Origin of the sequence: Reyranella sp. (assembly GCF_965228225.1) — a bacterium.
Classification (GTDB): Bacteria; Pseudomonadota; Alphaproteobacteria; order Reyranellales; family Reyranellaceae; genus Reyranella.
This window is the reverse complement of the sequence record NZ_OZ245801.1, coordinates 5,446,351-5,462,006: the sequence shown is the minus strand read 5'-3', so window position 1 is coordinate 5,462,006 and position 15,656 is coordinate 5,446,351. Positions and strand designations below refer to the sequence as shown.

Below are 15,656 nucleotides of genomic sequence, written 5' to 3'. Positions count from 1 at the left end.
CGCGCGGTCAGACCGCGAGATTGTCGATCAGGCGCGTGCGGCCGAGGCGGGCGGCGGCGATGACGCGCGCCGGTCCCGCGACATGCTCGAGCGGCGTCAGGCTCTCGGCATCGACCACGGTGAAATATTCGACGATGTCGAAGCCGCCGTCGCGTAGCGCCTGCGACGACGCCGCCGTGGCCTCAGAGCATGACTTTTTTCCGTCGCGCACCGCATCGGCGACCTTCACGAGCTGCTTGTACATGCCCAGCGCCTTCGTGCGCTCGTCGGCGCTGAGGTAGCGGTTGCGCGACGACATCGCGAGACCGTCCGGCTCGCGCACCGTCGGCATGCCCACGATCTCGAACGGCATGGAGAGGTCGCGCACCATGCGCTTGATGACCTGGAGCTGCTGGTAATCCTTCTCGCCGAAATAGGCGCGGTCGGGCATCGCCATCAGCAGGAGCTTGCTCACCACGGTGGCCACGCCCTGGAAATGGCCGGGCCGCAGCGGGCCGCACAGACCGTCGGTGATGCCGGCGACCGTCACGGTCGTGAGCTGCTCGCCGGGATACATCTCGTCCTTGCTGGGCGCGAAGACGATGCGACAGCCCGCGTCGCGCAGCTTGGCGAAGTCGCCCTCCTCGTCGCGCGGATAGGCGGAGAAATCCTCCTTCGGACCGAACTGCGTCGGATTGACGAAGATGCTGGTCACCGGCACGTCGCCGCGATCGAGCGCGCCCTTCACGAGGCTGACATGGCCTTCGTGCAACGCGCCCATCGTCGGCACGAGGCCGATCGTGCGGCCGGCCTTGCGGAATTCCGCGACGAGGCGGCGCAGGTCGGCCACGGTGCGGACGATGGCGAGATCGTGGACGTTCGCGGATGCACTCATGATGCGCTGGTTAAGCACATCACGCCCGAGCGCGGCAAGCAGCCCTCACCCGCGCGCCAGGATCTCGGCGCGGCGCTCCGACGGGACCGCGACGATGTTGGCCGAGGCCGAAGAGTCCTCGCCCATCGGCTCGACGCCGCCCGTCTCGGGCGAGAAGACGAAAATGCCGTAGTCGAGCTCGCCGCGGAGAAAACCAAACAACGCTTCGGTGCTCGCACCCTGCGCCCGCAACGCCTCATCGTTCGCTTCGACCATCAGGACCGGCCGCTGGGCGGCGAGCGTCCGGCGTGCTCCTTCGAGCACGTGCATCTCGGCACCCTCGACGTCGATCTTGATGACATCGACCCTGGCAACGCCGAGCCGGTCGATCACCGCGTCGAGGCGTTCAACGGGAACGTGCTCGACACCGACGGCCGGCGCATCGTCATAGACCAGCGCGCCCAGCGTATTGTGGCCGGAATGCACGCCGGACGCGATCTGCAGGGCGGCGGTGCCTTCGCTGCTGCCGACCGCGCTCGGCACGACGGTCACGTTGCCGAGGCGGTTTCGTGTGACATTGTGCTGAAGCTTGCGGCGCTCGCGCGAACTCGGCTCGAAGGCCACGACGCGTCCTGCGGGGCCGACCCGGCTGGCGCTGAAGAGCGTGTAGAGCCCCTCGTTCGCGCCGACGTCGAGCACCGTCATGCCGGGCTTCAGGATCTGTCCCAGGAAGTGGAATTCGTTCGGCTCGAAAGTGCCGCTGACATAGAGGCAGAGGCTGTGATCGTTGCCCAGCACCACATCGACCTGGAGCCCGTCGTACCATCTGACCGTGAGCGGAACCTCGAGCCGATGCTCGACCGCATGCTCCCAGAGCGCGCCGCGGCGCAGAGACCACCAGCTTCGCTCGATGTAGTACTCCGCGCCGAACGTCCAGCCGGGGTAGCGCTGCAACTTCAGTCCGCGACGCGCGATGAGTTTCGCGTAGAGGCGACCCAGCGCCGGCGCGCCGGTGAGCAGCGCGCGCCCGATCCGGTCCAACAACGTGCCGATCTGATAGGGGATATTCCGGCGATGGTGGGCCCACATCTTTGCGAGACCACGGGAACGCTCGGCTTCGCTCATGGCAACTTTCATGACCCGAACCGCACCGGCATTCCGGCAGGAGAATTTTCGATCCGCCCGGATGCCGGTCCAGCCAAATCAAACCACCTAACGCCTCCCACAGCACATCGTCGCTGCACCGACATCGATGCAGGACACTTTTGTGCCGTGGGAAGATTGGAGCGGGCGAAGGGATTCGAACCCTCGACCCCGACCTTGGCAAGGTCGTGCTCTACCCCTGAGCTACGCCCGCGCTCCGATCCGGCTGGGTAGGTGGCCGGAAGGCGGCGTTGATAGGGCTTTTCCGATCCCTTGGCAAGGGGCTGGCGAACAGGTCTTTTCATGGGGTAGAGCCGACACACACCATGTTTGATCCGCAACGACTGCTCGGCCGGCTCGACGAGCTCGGCATCGCCCACCGCACCGTCGAACATCCGCCCGTCTTCACGGTCGAGGAAGCCAAGACGCTGCGCGGCGACCTGCCCGGCCACCACATCAAGAACCTCTTCCTGCGCAACCGGAAGGAGGAGATGTGGCTGGTGGTGGTGCTGGAGGACCGGACCATCGACCTCAAGCGCCTGGGCGAGCGGCTGGGCGCCGGCAAGTTCTCGTTCGGCAGCCCCGACCGGTTGCGGCGTCATCTCGGCGTCGAGCCGGGCTCGGTGACGCCGCTCGCCGTCATCAACGACCCGGCGCATCAGGTCCGGCTGGTCCTCGACCGCGGCCTCGCCGTCGGCGACGGACCCATCAATGCCCATCCGCTGGTCAACAGCATGACCACGGCCCTGAGCCTGGCCGACCTGCTGCGCTTCTTCGAGGCGACCGGCCACACCCCGGAGTGGCTCGACTTTCCCGTATAGCGTTATATTATAACGAAATGCTCCGTCGCGCATTCCTCCTGACACCGACCCTCCTAGCCGTCGCCCTGCCCGCTTCGGCGCAGTCCCCGATGAAGGCCGTCGCGACCTTCTCGATCCTGGGCGACCTGCTGGCCGAAGTGGCTGGCGACAAGGTCGAGCTGTCGGTCGTGGTCGGTCCCGACATCGACGCCCACGCCTACCAGCCGCGTCCCACCGACGCGCGCGCGCTCGCCGAGGCGAAGGTGCTGGTGAGCAACGGGCTGGGCTTCGAGGGCTGGATCGACCGGCTGGCCAAGGCGGCGCCCTTCAAGGGCAAGGCGATCGTGGCGACGGCCGGCGTCGCGACCCTCAAGGCCGGCGCGGACCACGGTCACTCCCACGGGCATGCGCATGGAAACGGGCCCGACCCGCATTGCTGGCAGGACGTCCAGAGGGTCCGCACCTACGTCGCCAACATCGCGAAGGGGCTCGCCGAAGCCGATCCGCCGAACGGCGCCTATTACCGCGAACGCGCCCAGGCCTTCGATATGCGCCTGGTCGAACTCGATGCGTGGGTGAAGGCCGAGATCGCCAAGGTGCCGGCCGACAAGAGGCAGGCCATCACCGGCCACGATTCATTCCGCTATTTCGCCAGCGCCTATGGCGTGAAGTTCCGGTCGCCGCGCGGCTACAATACCAGCAGCGAGCCGTCGGCGCGCGACGTCGCCGCGCTGATCCGCGAAGTGCGCGAGCATCGCATCAAGGCGCTGTTCGTCGAGAACATGACCAACCCGGGCCTGATCGACCAGATCGCGCGCGAATCGGGCGCCGTGGTCGGCCCCCGCCTCTACACCGACGCGCTGTCGGGACCGGATGGGCCGGCCCCGACCTACGAGAAGATGATGCGCCACAACGTGACGGCGCTGGTCGCGGGCATGTCGAAGAACTGACGCGGGACGCGATCAGACGGCGACGAAGGGCAGGCCGGCGACCCGCCGGGCCGCCTGCAGCGTGTTGAACATCAGGCAGGCCACCGTCATCGGCCCGACGCCGCCCGGCACCGGGGTGATGTGGCCGGCCACCTTCTGCGCTTCGGCAAAGGCCACGTCGCCGACCAGCCGGCTCTTGCCCTCCGGCGTGGGGATGCGGTTGATGCCGACATCGATCACCGCGGCGCCCGGCTTGATCCAGTCGCCCTTCACGAATTCGGTCCGACCGATCGCCACCACCAGGATATCGGCCTGGCGGCAGACGGCCGGCAGATCTCGGGTGCGCGAATGGGTGATGGTCACCGTGCAATCGGCACGCAGCAGCAGTTGCGCCACGGGACGACCCACCAGGTTGGACCGGCCGACGATGACAGCATTGAGGCCCGACAGCGAGCCCAGCGCGTCCTGCAGCAGCATGGAGACGCCGAGCGGCGTGCAGGGCACCGGAAAGTCGAGCGGGGCGCCCGGCGCGATCGAGCCCAGGCGGCCGACATTCACGGGATGGAAGCCGTCGACATCCTTGACGGGATCGATGGCGATCAGGACCTGCGCCGTGTCGAGATGTTTGGGCAGTGGCAGCTGGACCAGGATGCCGTTCACCGCGGGATCGGCGTTGAGGCGCCCGATCAGCTCCAGCAGCTCGGCCTGCGTCGTGTCCCCGGGGAGCTGGTGGTCGAAACTCGCCATGCCGAGTTCGACCGCGAGCCTGCCCTTGCTGCGGACATAGACCTGGCTGGCCGGATCGTCGCCGACCAGCACCGTGGCGAGGCCGGGCTTGGGGCCACCCTTCGCCACGAAGTCGGCAACGCCCGCACCCACGCGCTCGCGGAGACCGCCCGCGAAGGCCTTTCCATCGATCAGTTTCGCATCAGCCATTCTTGCGCATCCATTCGGCAATCCGGTCGGCGAGCAGGGCAGGATCGCCCGCGACCATGAGGGTCTTCTCTCGTGCCGTCCCGCCGCGCACGATCTCGAAGGTCGATTTCGGAAGGCGCCAGGCCTGCGCCAGAAGCGCGACGACGGCGTCGTTGGCTTTGCCATCCTCGGGCGCTGGCGTCACTGCGGCCTTCAGCGCCCCTTCGGCCGTGCGCTCGAGCGCCGTACGGCGCGCCCGCGGCTGCACCCGAAGCTGGATGGTCACGCCGCCGGGATTGCGGCGCAGAAAGACGGGGTCGGCCGGGTCCGTGCTCAGCGGGAGGTCAGCGCATGAAGGACGGCCAGACATACTCCCACAGCAGGCTGCGGATGAAGAACAGGCCGAGGAGCAGGATGACGGGCGAGATGTCGACGCCGCCGAGATTGGGCAGCATGCGCCGGATCGGGCGCAGCACCGGCTCGGTCAGCTTGAACAGCATGTCGACCACGACACTGATGAAACGGTTGCGGACGTTGACCACGCCGAACGCCACCAGCCAGCTCATGATCGCGCTCGCGATCACGATCCAGGTGTAGATGTCGATAATCTTGTCGATCAGCACCGCCAACGACAGCATCGGGCCCCCGCGCCTTGAGGCCGGCCAACCGCCGGCCGCGGCACCCTACTCGGCGCGCCTTGCCGATCACAAGCCCCTTCAGGCCCGCGAGAGGGCCAGTTCCACGCTGCCGAGGCGGATCGAACGCACCGCGCTGATGTCGCGCGGTCCATGCTCGGGCAGCAGCCGGGCGCCATCGAGGAAGGTGCCGCCCGGGCTGCCCAGATCCTCCAGGCCCAGACGCTGGCCCGACAACATCAGCCGCGCATGCGGCCGGCCGACCGAGGGGTCGGGCACGCTGAGGTCGGACGGCGCGCCCGCCGGAGCGCCGGTGAGCGCATAGGTGCCCGAGGTGCCGCCGATCGTGAGCGAGACGGTGCCGCCGTTGCCGAGCGCGCCCGAGAGCCGCCAGCCGCGCGCATCGGGCAGCGCCATCGGCGGGCCCGACAGGGCGACGGGCCCCGTCGTCGGAGCGCCGCCGCGCGGGGGCGCGTAGCCGAACGAGCCGGCCGAGCCGACCGGTCCGGCCTCGTCGCGCGGCCAGCGCATGAAGGCGAAGACCCATAGAAGGATCAGCGGCACGATGGTCCCCACGCCGGTCAGCGTGAGCAGGATGGCGCCGAGGCCGGTCCATCCCGGCAGCCCGGCCTTTTCCACGATGCGCCAGGCCATCCAGGCCGCCAGGACGGTTCCGACCAGCGCGAAGGCGCCGGTCAGGCCGAACAAGCTCGTCAGGGCCGCGATTTCAATGCCCATCCGCTAACGCCTCGGTGCCGCTTCGCCGGCGGGCCAGGTGCTGAAGGCCAGCATGCCCATGACGATGAAGGAGCCGATGAACGGCACCAGGTGGAAGAGCGACAGCGCCCCGGAGAAGCCGGCCCGCGTGCAGATGCGCCAGGTCGGGATGATGAGGACCAAGGACACCAGCACGTAGCTGACCAGCATCACGGCCACCGTGAGGGATCCCAGGGCGAGCACCCATGTCACCAGACTGGCCATCTCGTCAGGCGAGGGCGACAACTTCGATCTCGACCATCACGTCGCGCGGCAGCCGGGCGACCTCCACCGTCGAACGCGCCGGCGTCGAGCTGCCGAAATATTCGGGCAGCCCGTAGACCTCGTTCATCGCGGCGAAGCTGTCCATGCTCTTCAGGAACACCGTCGTCTTGACCGCATGGCCGAGGTCGCTGCCCGCCGCCTTCAGCACCGCGCGCAGGTTCTTCAGCACCTGGTGCGTCTGCTCGGTGATGCCGCCCGGGACGATCTCGCCGGTCGCCGGGTCGAGCGGGATCTGGCCGGCGCAGAAGACCAGCCCGTTGGCCACGACCGCCTGCGAATAGGGGCCGAGCGCCTTGGGGGCGGCGTCGGTCTGAACGACTTTCTTGGCGTGGGCCATGGTCTTACCTCTCCATCAAAAATACCGGCCGGACGCTATCACAGCCCGCTTTGCTTGACAGGGGGCGCGGCAACCATTATCCGCGCGGTTCTCCAGGGTCGGAGGGGGCTGTAGCTCAGCTGGGAGAGCGCCTCGTTCGCAATGAGGAGGTCAGGGGTTCGATCCCCCTCAGCTCCACCAACCACCCCCGACCCTGGCCGAAGACAGACGACCTCATTCACTGGCCTGTCGCGGCGCATCACGGCACAATTGCACTCGATGCGCAGACGCAAACGCCCCACCCCGGCAGACCTTGGCCTGACCGCCGCCGAAGGACGCATCCTCGCGTCGCTGCGCACGCCGCAGCGCGTGCAGGACTATGTTTCGTCCCTGCCGGCCAATTTCGAACCGGACGGCGACAGCCTGCGCTCCGTGCGCGGCGTGCTGCGCCATCGCGAGGCACACTGTCTCGAGGCGGCCTTCCTCGCGGCCTGCGCCCTGTGGCTGCAGGGCGAGCCGCCCCTGGTCATGGACCTGACGGCCACGCGCGACGATTTCGACCACGTCGTGACCCTGTTCCGCCGGGACGGCTGCTGGGGGGCGATCTCCAAGAGCAACCATGTCTGGCTGCGCTGGCGCGACCCCGTCTATCGCAGCCTGCGCGAGCTCGCGATGTCGTACTTCCACGAGTATTTCAACAAGGGCCGCAAGACGCTGCGGACCTATTCGGCCTCGGTCGACCTGCGCCGCTTCGCGCCCGACACCTGGATCACCAACGAAGAGGATTGCTGGGAGGTCGGCGCGGCGCTCGCCGATGCCCGCCACTACCCCCTGATCAAGCCGGCGCAGAGGCGCTGGCTGATGGCGCCCGACGCCACCGTGCTGCGGGCCGACGACCTCGTTCAATATGAAAGCCGCGATCGCAAGACGGCCCGCAAGTACTGAAGGGAGCCTGCCATGAAACGACTCCGCGCGATCCTGCTGCTGATCCTGCTGGGCACCGCCACGCCGGCCGCCGCGCAGATCCCTCCCGAATGGCAGGCCGCCGCCCAGGCGGTGATCGGCGAGCTGGAGCGCGACACGCCGCAGGCCGCCAAGCCCTGGACGGGGGCGGAGCTCACCCAGGGCTGGAACCTCGCGCGCGCCTGGCGGCGGCACAACAACGGCAACATCGAGATCATCCTCGCCGAGTATCTGACGTTCGTGGCGCTGTGCCGGATCGGCTGCGCCGGCAGCACGATCGAGGGCCAGGGCTACATATCCGTGGCCGAGCAGGTGAAGGCGCTGATCGCCCAGAATGGCGGGTCCTATGCGCTGGCCTCCAACGCCCATGCCTGGCTGGGCGGTCTCTCCGATCCGACAGGGGCGGCCCAGAAGAACGTGGCCCTCTGGAGCAAGGATCCAGACGTCCCGTCGGCCGACTTCGCGACCGGCAACCTCTATGCGCTCACCTGGCTGCTGGCGCGCAAGCGAGCGACGCCCGAGGCACAGGCCGACACCTTCGCCCGCTTCGCGATCCTCGTGCAGACCAAGGCCTGGATCGGCCCGCGCTGCCTCGACATCTCCAAGGTCGCCACGGTGCTCGGCGCAGCGCCGCGCATCGAGGCGTGTAGCTAACATCTGTCGTCCTGAGCGATAGCGAAGGACCTTGCCCAGCGACCGGCGGACTCCTTTGCGGGCGTGACGTCCTTCGCTGCGCTCAGGACGACAGAATAAGAAAGGGGGCCGCAAGGCCCCCTTCCCGATTTCAATCGCGATCGCTGCGCTACTCGGCGGCGATCTGGTCGTGCACGAACTTCTTGGCGTCGAAGTCCTCGGCGACCTTGAGGTCGTTGCCGATCAGCTTCTCGACGTCGATCTCGGCGTAGCCCAGCACGCCCATCTCGCCCAGCGCCTTCTGCACCTTCGGCCCGAACAGGCCGATCTCCTTGAGGATCGGCACGATGCGGGTGAAGAGACGGGTGCGGAACGACTGCATGGCGCCCGAATGGTAGGCGTGCTCCAGCATCTCCTTCACCGGCAGGCCCGACCGCATCCAGACTTCGCCCTGGTTGAAGCGGTCGCGCATGAAGTAGAGCGCCTCGACGACGAACTCCTCACGCTCGGCGCGTTCGGCGTCGGAGATGTGCGGATAGTATTCGCGCAGCGCCATGCGGCCGAAGGTGACGTGGCGTGCCTCGTCCTGCATGACATAGGCGTTCACGGCGCCGGCCAGGTTGTTCTTGGCGGTGTCGCGGATGCGCTGGAAGGCGGCCAGCGCCAGGCCTTCGATCAGGACCTGCATGCCGAGATAGGTCATGTCCCAGCGGCGGTCGGTCAGGGTCTGCTCGAGCAGGTTCTTGAGCGACTCCGTGATCGGATAGGCCGCCTTGAACTTCTCGTGGATCAGGCGCTTGTAGCTCTCGACGTGGCGCGCCTCGTCCATCACCTGCGTCGCGGCATAGAACTTGGCGTTCATGTCCGGCACGGTGTTGACGATCTTGGCGGTGGCGATCAGGGCGCCCTGCTCGCCGTGCATGAACTGGCAGATGGAATGGCACTGCAGGTTGAAGCGCAGCCAGTCCTTCTCCTTGTCCGTCATCTTGTCCCAGAAGGGCGAGCCGTAGATCGGGATCGTCTCGTCGGCCATGCCCATCGGGTTGCCTTCGAACAGCTCCTGGGACCAGTCGATACGGGTGCTGGTGTCCCACTGCTGCTGCTTGCCCTTCTCGTAGAGGCTCAGCAGGTCGGCGGAGCCGTCCTCGTATTCCCAGTTGAAGGCGATCTCGGTGGCGCCATCGAACTTCCAGTTCGTGACTTCGACCGGCAGCTGATAAATTTTCTGCGTTGTCATCGGCTCTTGCCTCCTGGCCCTGAACCTTGTCCCATCCCTATGGAGCGTCGGAACAATGACGCTCCGCTCATTTTTCTCGGCGGACGCTAGCACAGTCTGCTAGGAGAGTCCGCCCGGAAAACGGGCATCTGAAGACGAGTTTGTGATGTCCTATAATCAGCTCCGCATTGCCAAGATCATCCAGGAAACGCCGGACGCACGGTCCTTCGTGCTCGAGATCCCGCCCGATCTCGCCGAAAAGTACCGCTACCGGGCGGGCCAGTTCCTGACCTTCCGCGTGCCCCACGCCGACGGCGCCTTCACCCGCTGCTACTCCCTGTCCAGCGCCCCCGAGACCGACGGGCTGCCCAAGGTCACGATCAAGCGGGTGGCCGGCGGCAAGGGCTCCAACTGGTTCCACGACTCGGTGACGGAAGGCGGTACCCTCGAGGTCCTGCCGCCGGCCGGCCGCTTCGTGCTGGGCGACGGCGATGCCCCGCTCCTGCTGTTCGGCGGCGGCAGCGGCATCACGCCGATGATGGCGTTGATCAAGAGCGCCCTGAAGCAAGGCAGGCGGCAGATCCGGCTGTTCTATGCCAACCGCGACAAGCCGTCGGTGATCTTCGACGGCGAGTTCGAGGCGCTGCTCGCAGCCCATCCCGGCAGGCTCGAGATCGTCCATCACCTCGATTCGACGCAGGGCATCATCAAGCCCGAGGAAATCGTGGCGGCGATGAAGGGTTACGAGGCGGGCGACGTCTATCTGTGCGGCCCCGGCCCGTTCATGAAGCTGGTCGAGGAGACGCTGTTCGAGCACGGCATGCCGCACGACAAGGTGCGGATCGAGCGGTTCGAGGCCTCGGGCAACGACGCGATCCCGATCCAGCCCAGCGAGGAGGGCGACGTGGTCCCGGGCGAGATCACGATCCATTTCGAGGGCAAGGTCCACAAGGTGGCCTACGCCAAGGGCCAGACGATTCTGGAGGCGGCGCGCGCCGGCGGGCTCAACCCGCTCTCGTCCTGCGAGGAAGGCTTCTGCGCCTCGTGCGCGGCCAAGACCATCAAGGGCAAGGTCATGCTCGCCAAGAACGACATCTATACGCCCGAGGATCTCGCCAATAACTGGATCCTGACCTGCCAGGGCCATTGTTTCGGGGCCGAGGTCGAGATCACCTACGACGTGGTGTAGCGATCAGCGCGCGCCCCCTCGCCCAGGCGACCATCCTCACCCTGGTCGCCGGCATCGCCGACGCCGTGGGCTACGTCACCATGGGCGGCGTGTTCGCGGCCAACATGACCGGCAACACGGTGCTGGCCGGCATCGACATCGCCAAGGGCAACCATCTCGGCGCCTGGAACCATCTCACGCCGCTGGTCGCCTTCTTCCCCGGCGCCCTGCTCGCCCGCGCGATGCTGCGCCTGTTCAAGGGGCCGGTGGCCGGGATCCTGCTGGAAGCCGCGCTGCTCGCGGGCGTCGGCTTCCTGCCCGTGGGCGAGGAGAATGCGGTGATGATCGTGGCCTTCGCGATGGGCCTGCAGGCCTCGACGATCACCAGCTTCGCCGGCCATTCGGTCAGCACCGTCGTCGTGACCAGCACTCTGGCCCGCACCGCGGATGCGGCCGTCGACCGGCTGTGGCCGGGCGCCGCGACGCCACCGCCCTCGGCGCTGAACACCGGGCTGCTGGCGCTGACCTGGACGGGTTACCTGGTGGGCGCGGTGATCGGCGGCCTGCTGCTGCCGGTCCTCGCCTGGCCGCTGCTCGTGCCGGCGGCGCTGCTGATCCTGATGCTGCCGTTGCTGGGCTGAGCGACGCTCAGCCCGCCGCGATCGCCTTCTCGACGAACATCTTGCGGTCGAACTCCTCGGCCACCTTGCCGTCGTTGGCCAGAACCTCGGCGACATCGATCTTGGCGTAGTCCATCACGCCCATGTCGGCGAAGGCCTTCTGCACCCGCGGACCCCACAGGCCGATATCCTTCACGGTCGGCACGACGCGGCTGAACAGGCGGCCGCGGAAGGACTGCATCTGCTTGGAATTGTAGTGGATGTCGTCCAGCACCTTGGCCGGCAGGCCGAGCCGCTCCCAGACCTCGGACTGGTTGAAGCGGTCGCGCATGAAGTAGAGCGCCTCGACCACGAACTCCTCGCGCTCGTCGCGTTCGGCCTCCGACAGGTGCGGATAGTATTCGCGCAGCGCCAGCCGGCCGAACGAGACGTGGCGCGCCTCGTCCTGCATGACATAGGCGTTCACCGCGCCGGCCAGCGTGTTGCCGGCCTTGTCGCGGATCGACTGGAAGGCGGCGAGCGCCAGGCCCTCGATCAGCACCTGCATGCCGAGATAGGTCATGTCCCAGCGGCGGTCGGTCAGCGTCTGCTCGAGCAGCGTCTGCAGCGCCTTGTTGATCGGATAGGCGACCTTGAACTTCTCGTGCAGCAGCCGCTTGTAGGCCTCGACGTGGCGCGCCTCGTCCATCACCTGGGTGGCGGCATAGAACTTGGCGTTCATGTCGGGAACGGTGCCGACGATCTTGGCGGTGGCGATCAGGGCGCCCTGCTCGCCATGCATGAACTGCGAGATCGAATTGGCCTGGAGATGGAGCCTGAGCCAGCTCCGCTCCTTCTCCGTCATCTTGTTCCAGTGATCGGTGCCGTAGATCGAGATCGCCTCGTCCTTCAGCTCCATCGGATTGTCGGGATTGAGCTCGAGAGACCAGTCCAGCCGGGTGCTGGCATCCCACTGCTGCTGCTTGCCCTTCTCGTAGAGCTCGAGCAGCGGCGCGGAACCGTCGTCATATTCCCAGTTGAACTGGAGGTCGGTCGCGCCGTCGAACGTCCACTGCGTCACGTCGACGGGCAGGGCATAGATCCGTTGCGTGGTCATGGCATCACCCTCCCGGGGCGGATTCTGGCTATTGCTTACCGAAAAGATGACGCCTCGTTCACGTACTGGCAAGCCCCCGACTGTCAGGGCTGGAGCCGGTAGCCTCCGCGGTCGGTGACCAGGATCGCGGCACTGGCCGGATCGCGCTCGATCTTCTGGCGCAGGCGGTAGATGTGGGTCTCGAGCGTATGGGTCGTCACGCCGGCATTGTAGCCCCAGACCTCGTTCAGCAGGATGTCGCGGGCGACCGGCCGGTCGCCGGCCCGGAACAGGTACTTCAGGATCGAGGCTTCCTTGTCGGTCAGGCGGACCTTTTTCTTTCCGCCCTTCTCCATGAGCAACTTGCCCGCCGGGTGGAATTCGTAGGGACCGATCGACATGACCGCGTCCTCGCTGCGCTCGTGCTGGCGCAGATGCGCGCGCAGACGCGCGAGCAGGACGTTGATGCGGAAAGGCTTGGTCACATAGTCGTTGGCGCCGGATTCGAGGCCCAGGATCGTGTCGGCGTCGCTGTCGGCCGCGGTCAGCATGATGACGGGGGCGCGGACGCCCTCGCGACGCATCAGCTTGCAGAGCTCGCGGCCGTCCATGTCGGGGAGACCGATGTCCAGCAGGATGGCGTCGTAGTGAGCGAGCTTGGCTTTCTCCAGCCCTTCCGCGGCGGTGCCGACCTGGATGGTCGTGAACCCGTCGTAGAGATCGAGCTGCTCGGCAAGCACCGTGCGCAACGCCTGGTCGTCATCGACCAACAGGATTTTCTTGCCACGATTGTTCACGGACATGCGCTTGCTACCTGTCAGCCATCTCGAAATGTATCCTATCCGGTACGATCTGGGCACAAAAGTGGTTCACTTCGGCGAAATACCGTGGCGTGATACCCTGAGAGTCATGAATTCCAATCCGGCCCACTCCCGCAGCGCGGCTGCAGTCGCCTCCGTCGAACGCGCCATGGCGGAGCTCCGTCGCGGCGGAATCGTCGTGCTACGGAGCGAAGACGGCGCCGGCGGCCTCGTCATTGCCGCCGAATCCTGCGGCCCGCGCGCCCTGCAGCGCCTGCAGGGCCTCGCCCAGAACCCGCCGGTCCTGATCACCACGCGCCGCCGGGCCGAGGCGATCGGCATGGAGATCCCCCCGCACATCGCGGGGGGCATGGGCGAGACCAACAAGCCGATCACCATCGACCTGCCGGAGGGCGTCCCCGTCGACGTCATCCTGCGGCCGCACGAGAGCGACAGGACCGGCCGTCACGTCGCCCTGCGCCACCTGTCGCGGCCCGTCGCCAGCCATGCCCCGGCCATCGCCCAGGCGGCGATCGAGCTCGCCAAGCTGTCGCGTCTGCTGCCGGCCGTCGCCCTGGGGCCGCTGACCCGCGATCCGGGCAACAAGCGGCGCGACTGGGCGCGCGAGCAGGATCTCGTCTATGTCGATGCCGCCGACGTGTCGGCCTACGAGGAAACCGCCTCCCGGACGCTGCAGCAGGTCGCGCAGGCGCACGTGCCGCTGGAAGGTGCCGAGAATGCCCGCATCCTCGCCTGGCGGCCCAGCGACGGCGGCAAGGAGCATCTCGCCATCGTGGTCGGCGCGATCGACCCGACCGAGCCCGTCCTGATCCGGCTCCATTCGGAATGCTTCACCGGCGACCTGCTGGGCTCGCTGCGCTGCGATTGCGGCGTGCAGCTGCGCAGCGCCATCGCCGAGATCGCCCGGCAGGGCTCGGGCGTCCTGCTCTATCTCGCGCAGGAAGGCCGCGGCATCGGCCTGGTCAACAAGCTGCGCGCCTACGAGCTGCAGGACGACGGGTTCGACACGATCGACGCCAACGAGCAGCTCGGCTTCGACGCCGACGAGCGCATCTATGTGCCGGCCGCCACCATGCTGTCGCGCATGGGCATCCAGCGCGTGCGGCTGATGACCAACAATCCCGAGAAGATCGCCCAGCTCGAGCGCTACGGCATCGAGGTCGCGGCCAGGGTCCCGCACTCCTTCCCGTCCAACGGGCACAACGAGAATTACCTGCGTACCAAGGCAGAACGAGCAGGCCACCTGCTCTAATAACGACGACCGGAGGAAACAATGACCAAGATGCGTCGCCGCGTTTTCGCGGCTGGCAGTGCTGCGTTCGCGTTCTCCCCTTACATCGCAAGTGGCCAGAAGAAGTACGACCCGGGCGTGACCGACAAGGAGATCAAGCTCGGCCACACCAATCCCTATAGCGGACCGCTCTCGGCCTACGGCACGATCGGCAAGGCCATCGCGGCCTACTGGACGATGGTGAACGACAAGGGCGGCATCAACGGCCGCAAGATCAACTTCATCACCTACGACGACGGCTTCGTGCCGCCCAAGACCGTCGAAATGGTCCGCAAGCTCGTGGAGGACGACAAGGTCTTCGCGATCTTCCAGTTGCTCGGCACGCCGACCAACACGGTCGTGCACAAATACCTGAACCAAAAAAAGGTGCCGCAGCTGTTCGTGGCGACGGGCGCCTCCAAGTGGGGCGATCCGAAGAACTTCCCATGGACCATGGGCTGGCAGCCCGACTACCACACCGAAGGCGCGATCTACGCCAAGCACATCCTGGCCAACCACAAGAACGGCAAGATCGGCATCCTCTGGCAGAACGACGATTCCGGTAAGGACTATGTCGGCGGCTTCCTGGCGGGCCTCGGCAAGGAGAACCAGAAAATGGTCGTCTCCTCGGTGAGCTACGAGGTTACCGATCCGACCGTCGACTCGCAGATCATCCAGATCAAGAGTTCCGGCGCCGACATCGTCTTCATCGAGACGGCGCCCAAGGCCGCCTCGCAGGCGATCCGCAAGATCGGCGACCTGAACTGGAAGCCGGTGCGCTACCTCGCCAACGTCTCGGCCTCGGTGGCCGCCGTGCTGAAGCCTGCCGGCTTCGAGACCAGCAAGGACATCATCACGGCCGCCTATCTGAAAGACGCCACCGACAAGCAATGGGCCAACGACGCGGACTACAAGGAATGGGACGCGTGGATGAAGAAGTACCTGCCCGACGCCAATCCAGCCGACTCGGGCAACGTCTATGCCTATGCCGTCTCCTCGACGATGCGGCACTGCCTCACCGCCTGCGGCGACCAGCTCACGCGTGAGAACCTGATGAAGCAGGCCGCCAGCATGAAGAACCTCGAAGTCCCCCTGCTGCTGCCCGGCATCCGCATCAACACGAGCCCGACCGACTTCTATCCCATCCAGTCGGTCCGGCTCTCGGCCTTCAACGGCGAGACCTGGGAACTGTTCGGCGACGTGCTGAGTAACGAAAGCGCCTAAAAACCGAAACCCGTCCACGCAGGGCGGGATGGCA

At 66.7% G+C, this 15,656-nt stretch carries 19 protein-coding genes and 2 tRNA genes; 9 read left to right on the top strand and 12 right to left on the bottom strand.

Annotated elements, in window-relative coordinates:
• Positions 1 to 7: 7 nt before the first annotated feature.
• The 3 genes from panC to ACO07K_RS26430 all read right to left on the bottom strand — a co-directional run bounded on the left by panC (position 8) and on the right by ACO07K_RS26430 (position 2,210).
• Complete coding sequence (gene panC / locus ACO07K_RS26440) at positions 8 to 874, bottom strand: pantoate--beta-alanine ligase (protein ID WP_422033232.1); 867 nt, start codon at positions 872 to 874, stop codon at positions 8 to 10.
• 45 nt (positions 875 to 919) lie between these two features.
• Positions 920 to 1,978 carry an FkbM family methyltransferase gene (locus ACO07K_RS26435; RefSeq protein WP_422033230.1) on the bottom strand — a complete coding sequence of 353 codons (1,059 nt, stop codon included), beginning with the start codon at positions 1,976 to 1,978 and terminating at the stop codon, positions 920 to 922.
• A 157-nt stretch (positions 1,979 to 2,135) separates the two neighbouring features.
• Positions 2,136 to 2,210: transfer RNA gene (locus ACO07K_RS26430), tRNA-Gly, on the bottom strand.
• 112 nt (positions 2,211 to 2,322) lie between these two features.
• Between ACO07K_RS26430 and ACO07K_RS26425 the strand changes: the two genes are divergently transcribed.
• Together ACO07K_RS26425 and ACO07K_RS26420 are read left to right on the top strand one after the other, a co-directional pair.
• Positions 2,323 to 2,817: a prolyl-tRNA synthetase associated domain-containing protein gene (locus ACO07K_RS26425; RefSeq protein WP_422033228.1), complete on the top strand. Its 495-nt coding sequence runs from the start codon at positions 2,323 to 2,325 to the stop codon at positions 2,815 to 2,817.
• 17 nt (positions 2,818 to 2,834) lie between these two features.
• The gene (locus ACO07K_RS26420; RefSeq protein ID WP_422033226.1) at positions 2,835 to 3,746 is read left to right on the top strand and encodes a metal ABC transporter solute-binding protein, Zn/Mn family; all 912 of its coding nucleotides are present in this window, start codon (positions 2,835 to 2,837) and stop codon (positions 3,744 to 3,746) included.
• A gap of 12 nt (positions 3,747 to 3,758) precedes the next feature.
• Here the strand turns inward: ACO07K_RS26420 and folD are convergent, their stop codons facing one another.
• The 6 genes from folD to ACO07K_RS26390 all read right to left on the bottom strand — a co-directional run bounded on the left by folD (position 3,759) and on the right by ACO07K_RS26390 (position 6,653).
• Complete coding sequence (gene folD, locus ACO07K_RS26415; protein WP_422033224.1) at positions 3,759 to 4,661, bottom strand: bifunctional methylenetetrahydrofolate dehydrogenase/methenyltetrahydrofolate cyclohydrolase FolD; 903 nt, start codon at positions 4,659 to 4,661, stop codon at positions 3,759 to 3,761.
• A complete protein-coding gene (locus ACO07K_RS26410) occupies positions 4,654 to 4,926 on the bottom strand; it encodes a DUF167 domain-containing protein (RefSeq protein ID WP_298306942.1) in 273 nt (90 codons plus the stop codon). The genes folD and ACO07K_RS26410 overlap by 8 nt, the downstream gene beginning before the upstream one ends.
• Positions 4,927 to 4,984: 58 nt before the next feature.
• On the bottom strand, positions 4,985 to 5,278 hold the full coding sequence (locus ACO07K_RS26405; protein WP_298306939.1) for a YggT family protein: 294 nt from the start codon (positions 5,276 to 5,278) through the stop codon (positions 4,985 to 4,987).
• Between the two features lie 78 nt (positions 5,279 to 5,356).
• Positions 5,357 to 6,013: an FHA domain-containing protein gene (locus ACO07K_RS26400; protein WP_422033221.1), complete on the bottom strand. Its 657-nt coding sequence runs from the start codon at positions 6,011 to 6,013 to the stop codon at positions 5,357 to 5,359.
• Positions 6,014 to 6,016: 3 nt separating this feature from the next.
• Positions 6,017 to 6,277, bottom strand: coding sequence for a hypothetical protein (locus ACO07K_RS26395; RefSeq protein WP_422033219.1), 261 nt, complete (start codon positions 6,275 to 6,277; stop codon positions 6,017 to 6,019).
• Positions 6,261 to 6,653, bottom strand: coding sequence for a RidA family protein (locus ACO07K_RS26390; protein WP_422033217.1), 393 nt, complete (start codon positions 6,651 to 6,653; stop codon positions 6,261 to 6,263). The genes ACO07K_RS26395 and ACO07K_RS26390 overlap by 17 nt, the downstream gene beginning before the upstream one ends.
• Before the next feature lie 104 nt (positions 6,654 to 6,757).
• Between ACO07K_RS26390 and ACO07K_RS26385 the strand changes: the two genes are divergently transcribed.
• The 3 genes from ACO07K_RS26385 (at position 6,758) to ACO07K_RS26375 (ending at position 8,249) form a co-directional block, all read left to right on the top strand.
• A tRNA-Ala gene (locus ACO07K_RS26385) sits at positions 6,758 to 6,833 on the top strand.
• A 78-nt stretch (positions 6,834 to 6,911) separates the two neighbouring features.
• On the top strand, positions 6,912 to 7,577 hold the full coding sequence (locus tag ACO07K_RS26380) for a hypothetical protein (RefSeq protein ID WP_422033215.1): 666 nt from the start codon (positions 6,912 to 6,914) through the stop codon (positions 7,575 to 7,577).
• A 12-nt stretch (positions 7,578 to 7,589) separates the two neighbouring features.
• The gene (locus ACO07K_RS26375; RefSeq protein WP_422033213.1) at positions 7,590 to 8,249 is read left to right on the top strand and encodes a hypothetical protein; all 660 of its coding nucleotides are present in this window, start codon (positions 7,590 to 7,592) and stop codon (positions 8,247 to 8,249) included.
• A 148-nt stretch (positions 8,250 to 8,397) separates the two neighbouring features.
• Here the strand turns inward: ACO07K_RS26375 and ACO07K_RS26370 are convergent, their stop codons facing one another.
• Complete coding sequence (locus ACO07K_RS26370) at positions 8,398 to 9,465, bottom strand: ferritin-like domain-containing protein (protein ID WP_298306922.1); 1,068 nt, start codon at positions 9,463 to 9,465, stop codon at positions 8,398 to 8,400.
• Positions 9,466 to 9,610: 145 nt separating this feature from the next.
• On the opposite strand from ACO07K_RS26370, the gene ACO07K_RS26365 reads away from it, so the two are divergent.
• Entirely contained in the window at positions 9,611 to 10,633 is a 1,023-nt protein-coding gene (locus tag ACO07K_RS26365) for a 2Fe-2S iron-sulfur cluster-binding protein (RefSeq protein WP_422033211.1), read from the top strand.
• The gene (locus ACO07K_RS26360; RefSeq protein ID WP_422033209.1) at positions 10,591 to 11,253 is read left to right on the top strand and encodes a YoaK family protein; all 663 of its coding nucleotides are present in this window, start codon (positions 10,591 to 10,593) and stop codon (positions 11,251 to 11,253) included. Before ACO07K_RS26365 ends, ACO07K_RS26360 begins: the two co-directional genes overlap by 43 nt.
• Positions 11,254 to 11,260: 7 nt before the next feature.
• On the opposite strand, the gene ACO07K_RS26355 is transcribed toward ACO07K_RS26360, so the two are convergent.
• Positions 11,261 to 12,328 (bottom strand): ferritin-like domain-containing protein, encoded by a 1,068-nt coding sequence (locus ACO07K_RS26355; protein WP_422033207.1) that lies wholly within the window; start codon positions 12,326 to 12,328, stop codon positions 11,261 to 11,263.
• 83 nt (positions 12,329 to 12,411) lie between these two features.
• Positions 12,412 to 13,110 (bottom strand): response regulator transcription factor, encoded by a 699-nt coding sequence (locus ACO07K_RS26350; protein ID WP_298306912.1) that lies wholly within the window; start codon positions 13,108 to 13,110, stop codon positions 12,412 to 12,414.
• 106 nt (positions 13,111 to 13,216) lie between these two features.
• Between ACO07K_RS26350 and ribA the strand changes: the two genes are divergently transcribed.
• A complete protein-coding gene (gene ribA, locus ACO07K_RS26345; RefSeq protein ID WP_422033205.1) occupies positions 13,217 to 14,380 on the top strand; it encodes a GTP cyclohydrolase II in 1,164 nt (387 codons plus the stop codon).
• Positions 14,381 to 14,401: 21 nt separating this feature from the next.
• Complete coding sequence (locus ACO07K_RS26340) at positions 14,402 to 15,622, top strand: ABC transporter substrate-binding protein (protein ID WP_422033203.1); 1,221 nt, start codon at positions 14,402 to 14,404, stop codon at positions 15,620 to 15,622.
• The last annotated feature ends 34 nt before the right edge of the window (positions 15,623 to 15,656 follow it).

Coding starts and splice junctions, on each gene's coding strand:
- ACO07K_RS26390 (WP_422033217.1), bottom strand. CDS start 6,653: ATGGCCCACGCCAAGAAAGTCGTTCAGACCGACGCCGCCCCCAAGGCG.
- ACO07K_RS26420 (WP_422033226.1), top strand. CDS start 2,835: ATGCTCCGTCGCGCATTCCTCCTGACACCGACCCTCCTAGCCGTCGCC.
- ACO07K_RS26365 (WP_422033211.1), top strand. CDS start 9,611: ATGTCCTATAATCAGCTCCGCATTGCCAAGATCATCCAGGAAACGCCG.
- ACO07K_RS26425 (WP_422033228.1), top strand. CDS start 2,323: ATGTTTGATCCGCAACGACTGCTCGGCCGGCTCGACGAGCTCGGCATC.
- ACO07K_RS26400 (WP_422033221.1), bottom strand. CDS start 6,013: ATGGGCATTGAAATCGCGGCCCTGACGAGCTTGTTCGGCCTGACCGGC.
- ACO07K_RS26355 (WP_422033207.1), bottom strand. CDS start 12,328: ATGACCACGCAACGGATCTATGCCCTGCCCGTCGACGTGACGCAGTGG.
- ACO07K_RS26375 (WP_422033213.1), top strand. CDS start 7,590: ATGAAACGACTCCGCGCGATCCTGCTGCTGATCCTGCTGGGCACCGCC.
- ACO07K_RS26380 (WP_422033215.1), top strand. CDS start 6,912: ATGCGCAGACGCAAACGCCCCACCCCGGCAGACCTTGGCCTGACCGCC.
- panC (WP_422033232.1), bottom strand. CDS start 874: ATGAGTGCATCCGCGAACGTCCACGATCTCGCCATCGTCCGCACCGTG.
- ribA (WP_422033205.1), top strand. CDS start 13,217: ATGAATTCCAATCCGGCCCACTCCCGCAGCGCGGCTGCAGTCGCCTCC.
- folD (WP_422033224.1), bottom strand. CDS start 4,661: ATGGCTGATGCGAAACTGATCGATGGAAAGGCCTTCGCGGGCGGTCTC.
- ACO07K_RS26405 (WP_298306939.1), bottom strand. CDS start 5,278: ATGCTGTCGTTGGCGGTGCTGATCGACAAGATTATCGACATCTACACC.
- ACO07K_RS26370 (WP_298306922.1), bottom strand. CDS start 9,465: ATGACAACGCAGAAAATTTATCAGCTGCCGGTCGAAGTCACGAACTGG.
- ACO07K_RS26340 (WP_422033203.1), top strand. CDS start 14,402: ATGACCAAGATGCGTCGCCGCGTTTTCGCGGCTGGCAGTGCTGCGTTC.
- ACO07K_RS26435 (WP_422033230.1), bottom strand. CDS start 1,978: ATGAGCGAAGCCGAGCGTTCCCGTGGTCTCGCAAAGATGTGGGCCCAC.
- ACO07K_RS26350 (WP_298306912.1), bottom strand. CDS start 13,110: ATGTCCGTGAACAATCGTGGCAAGAAAATCCTGTTGGTCGATGACGAC.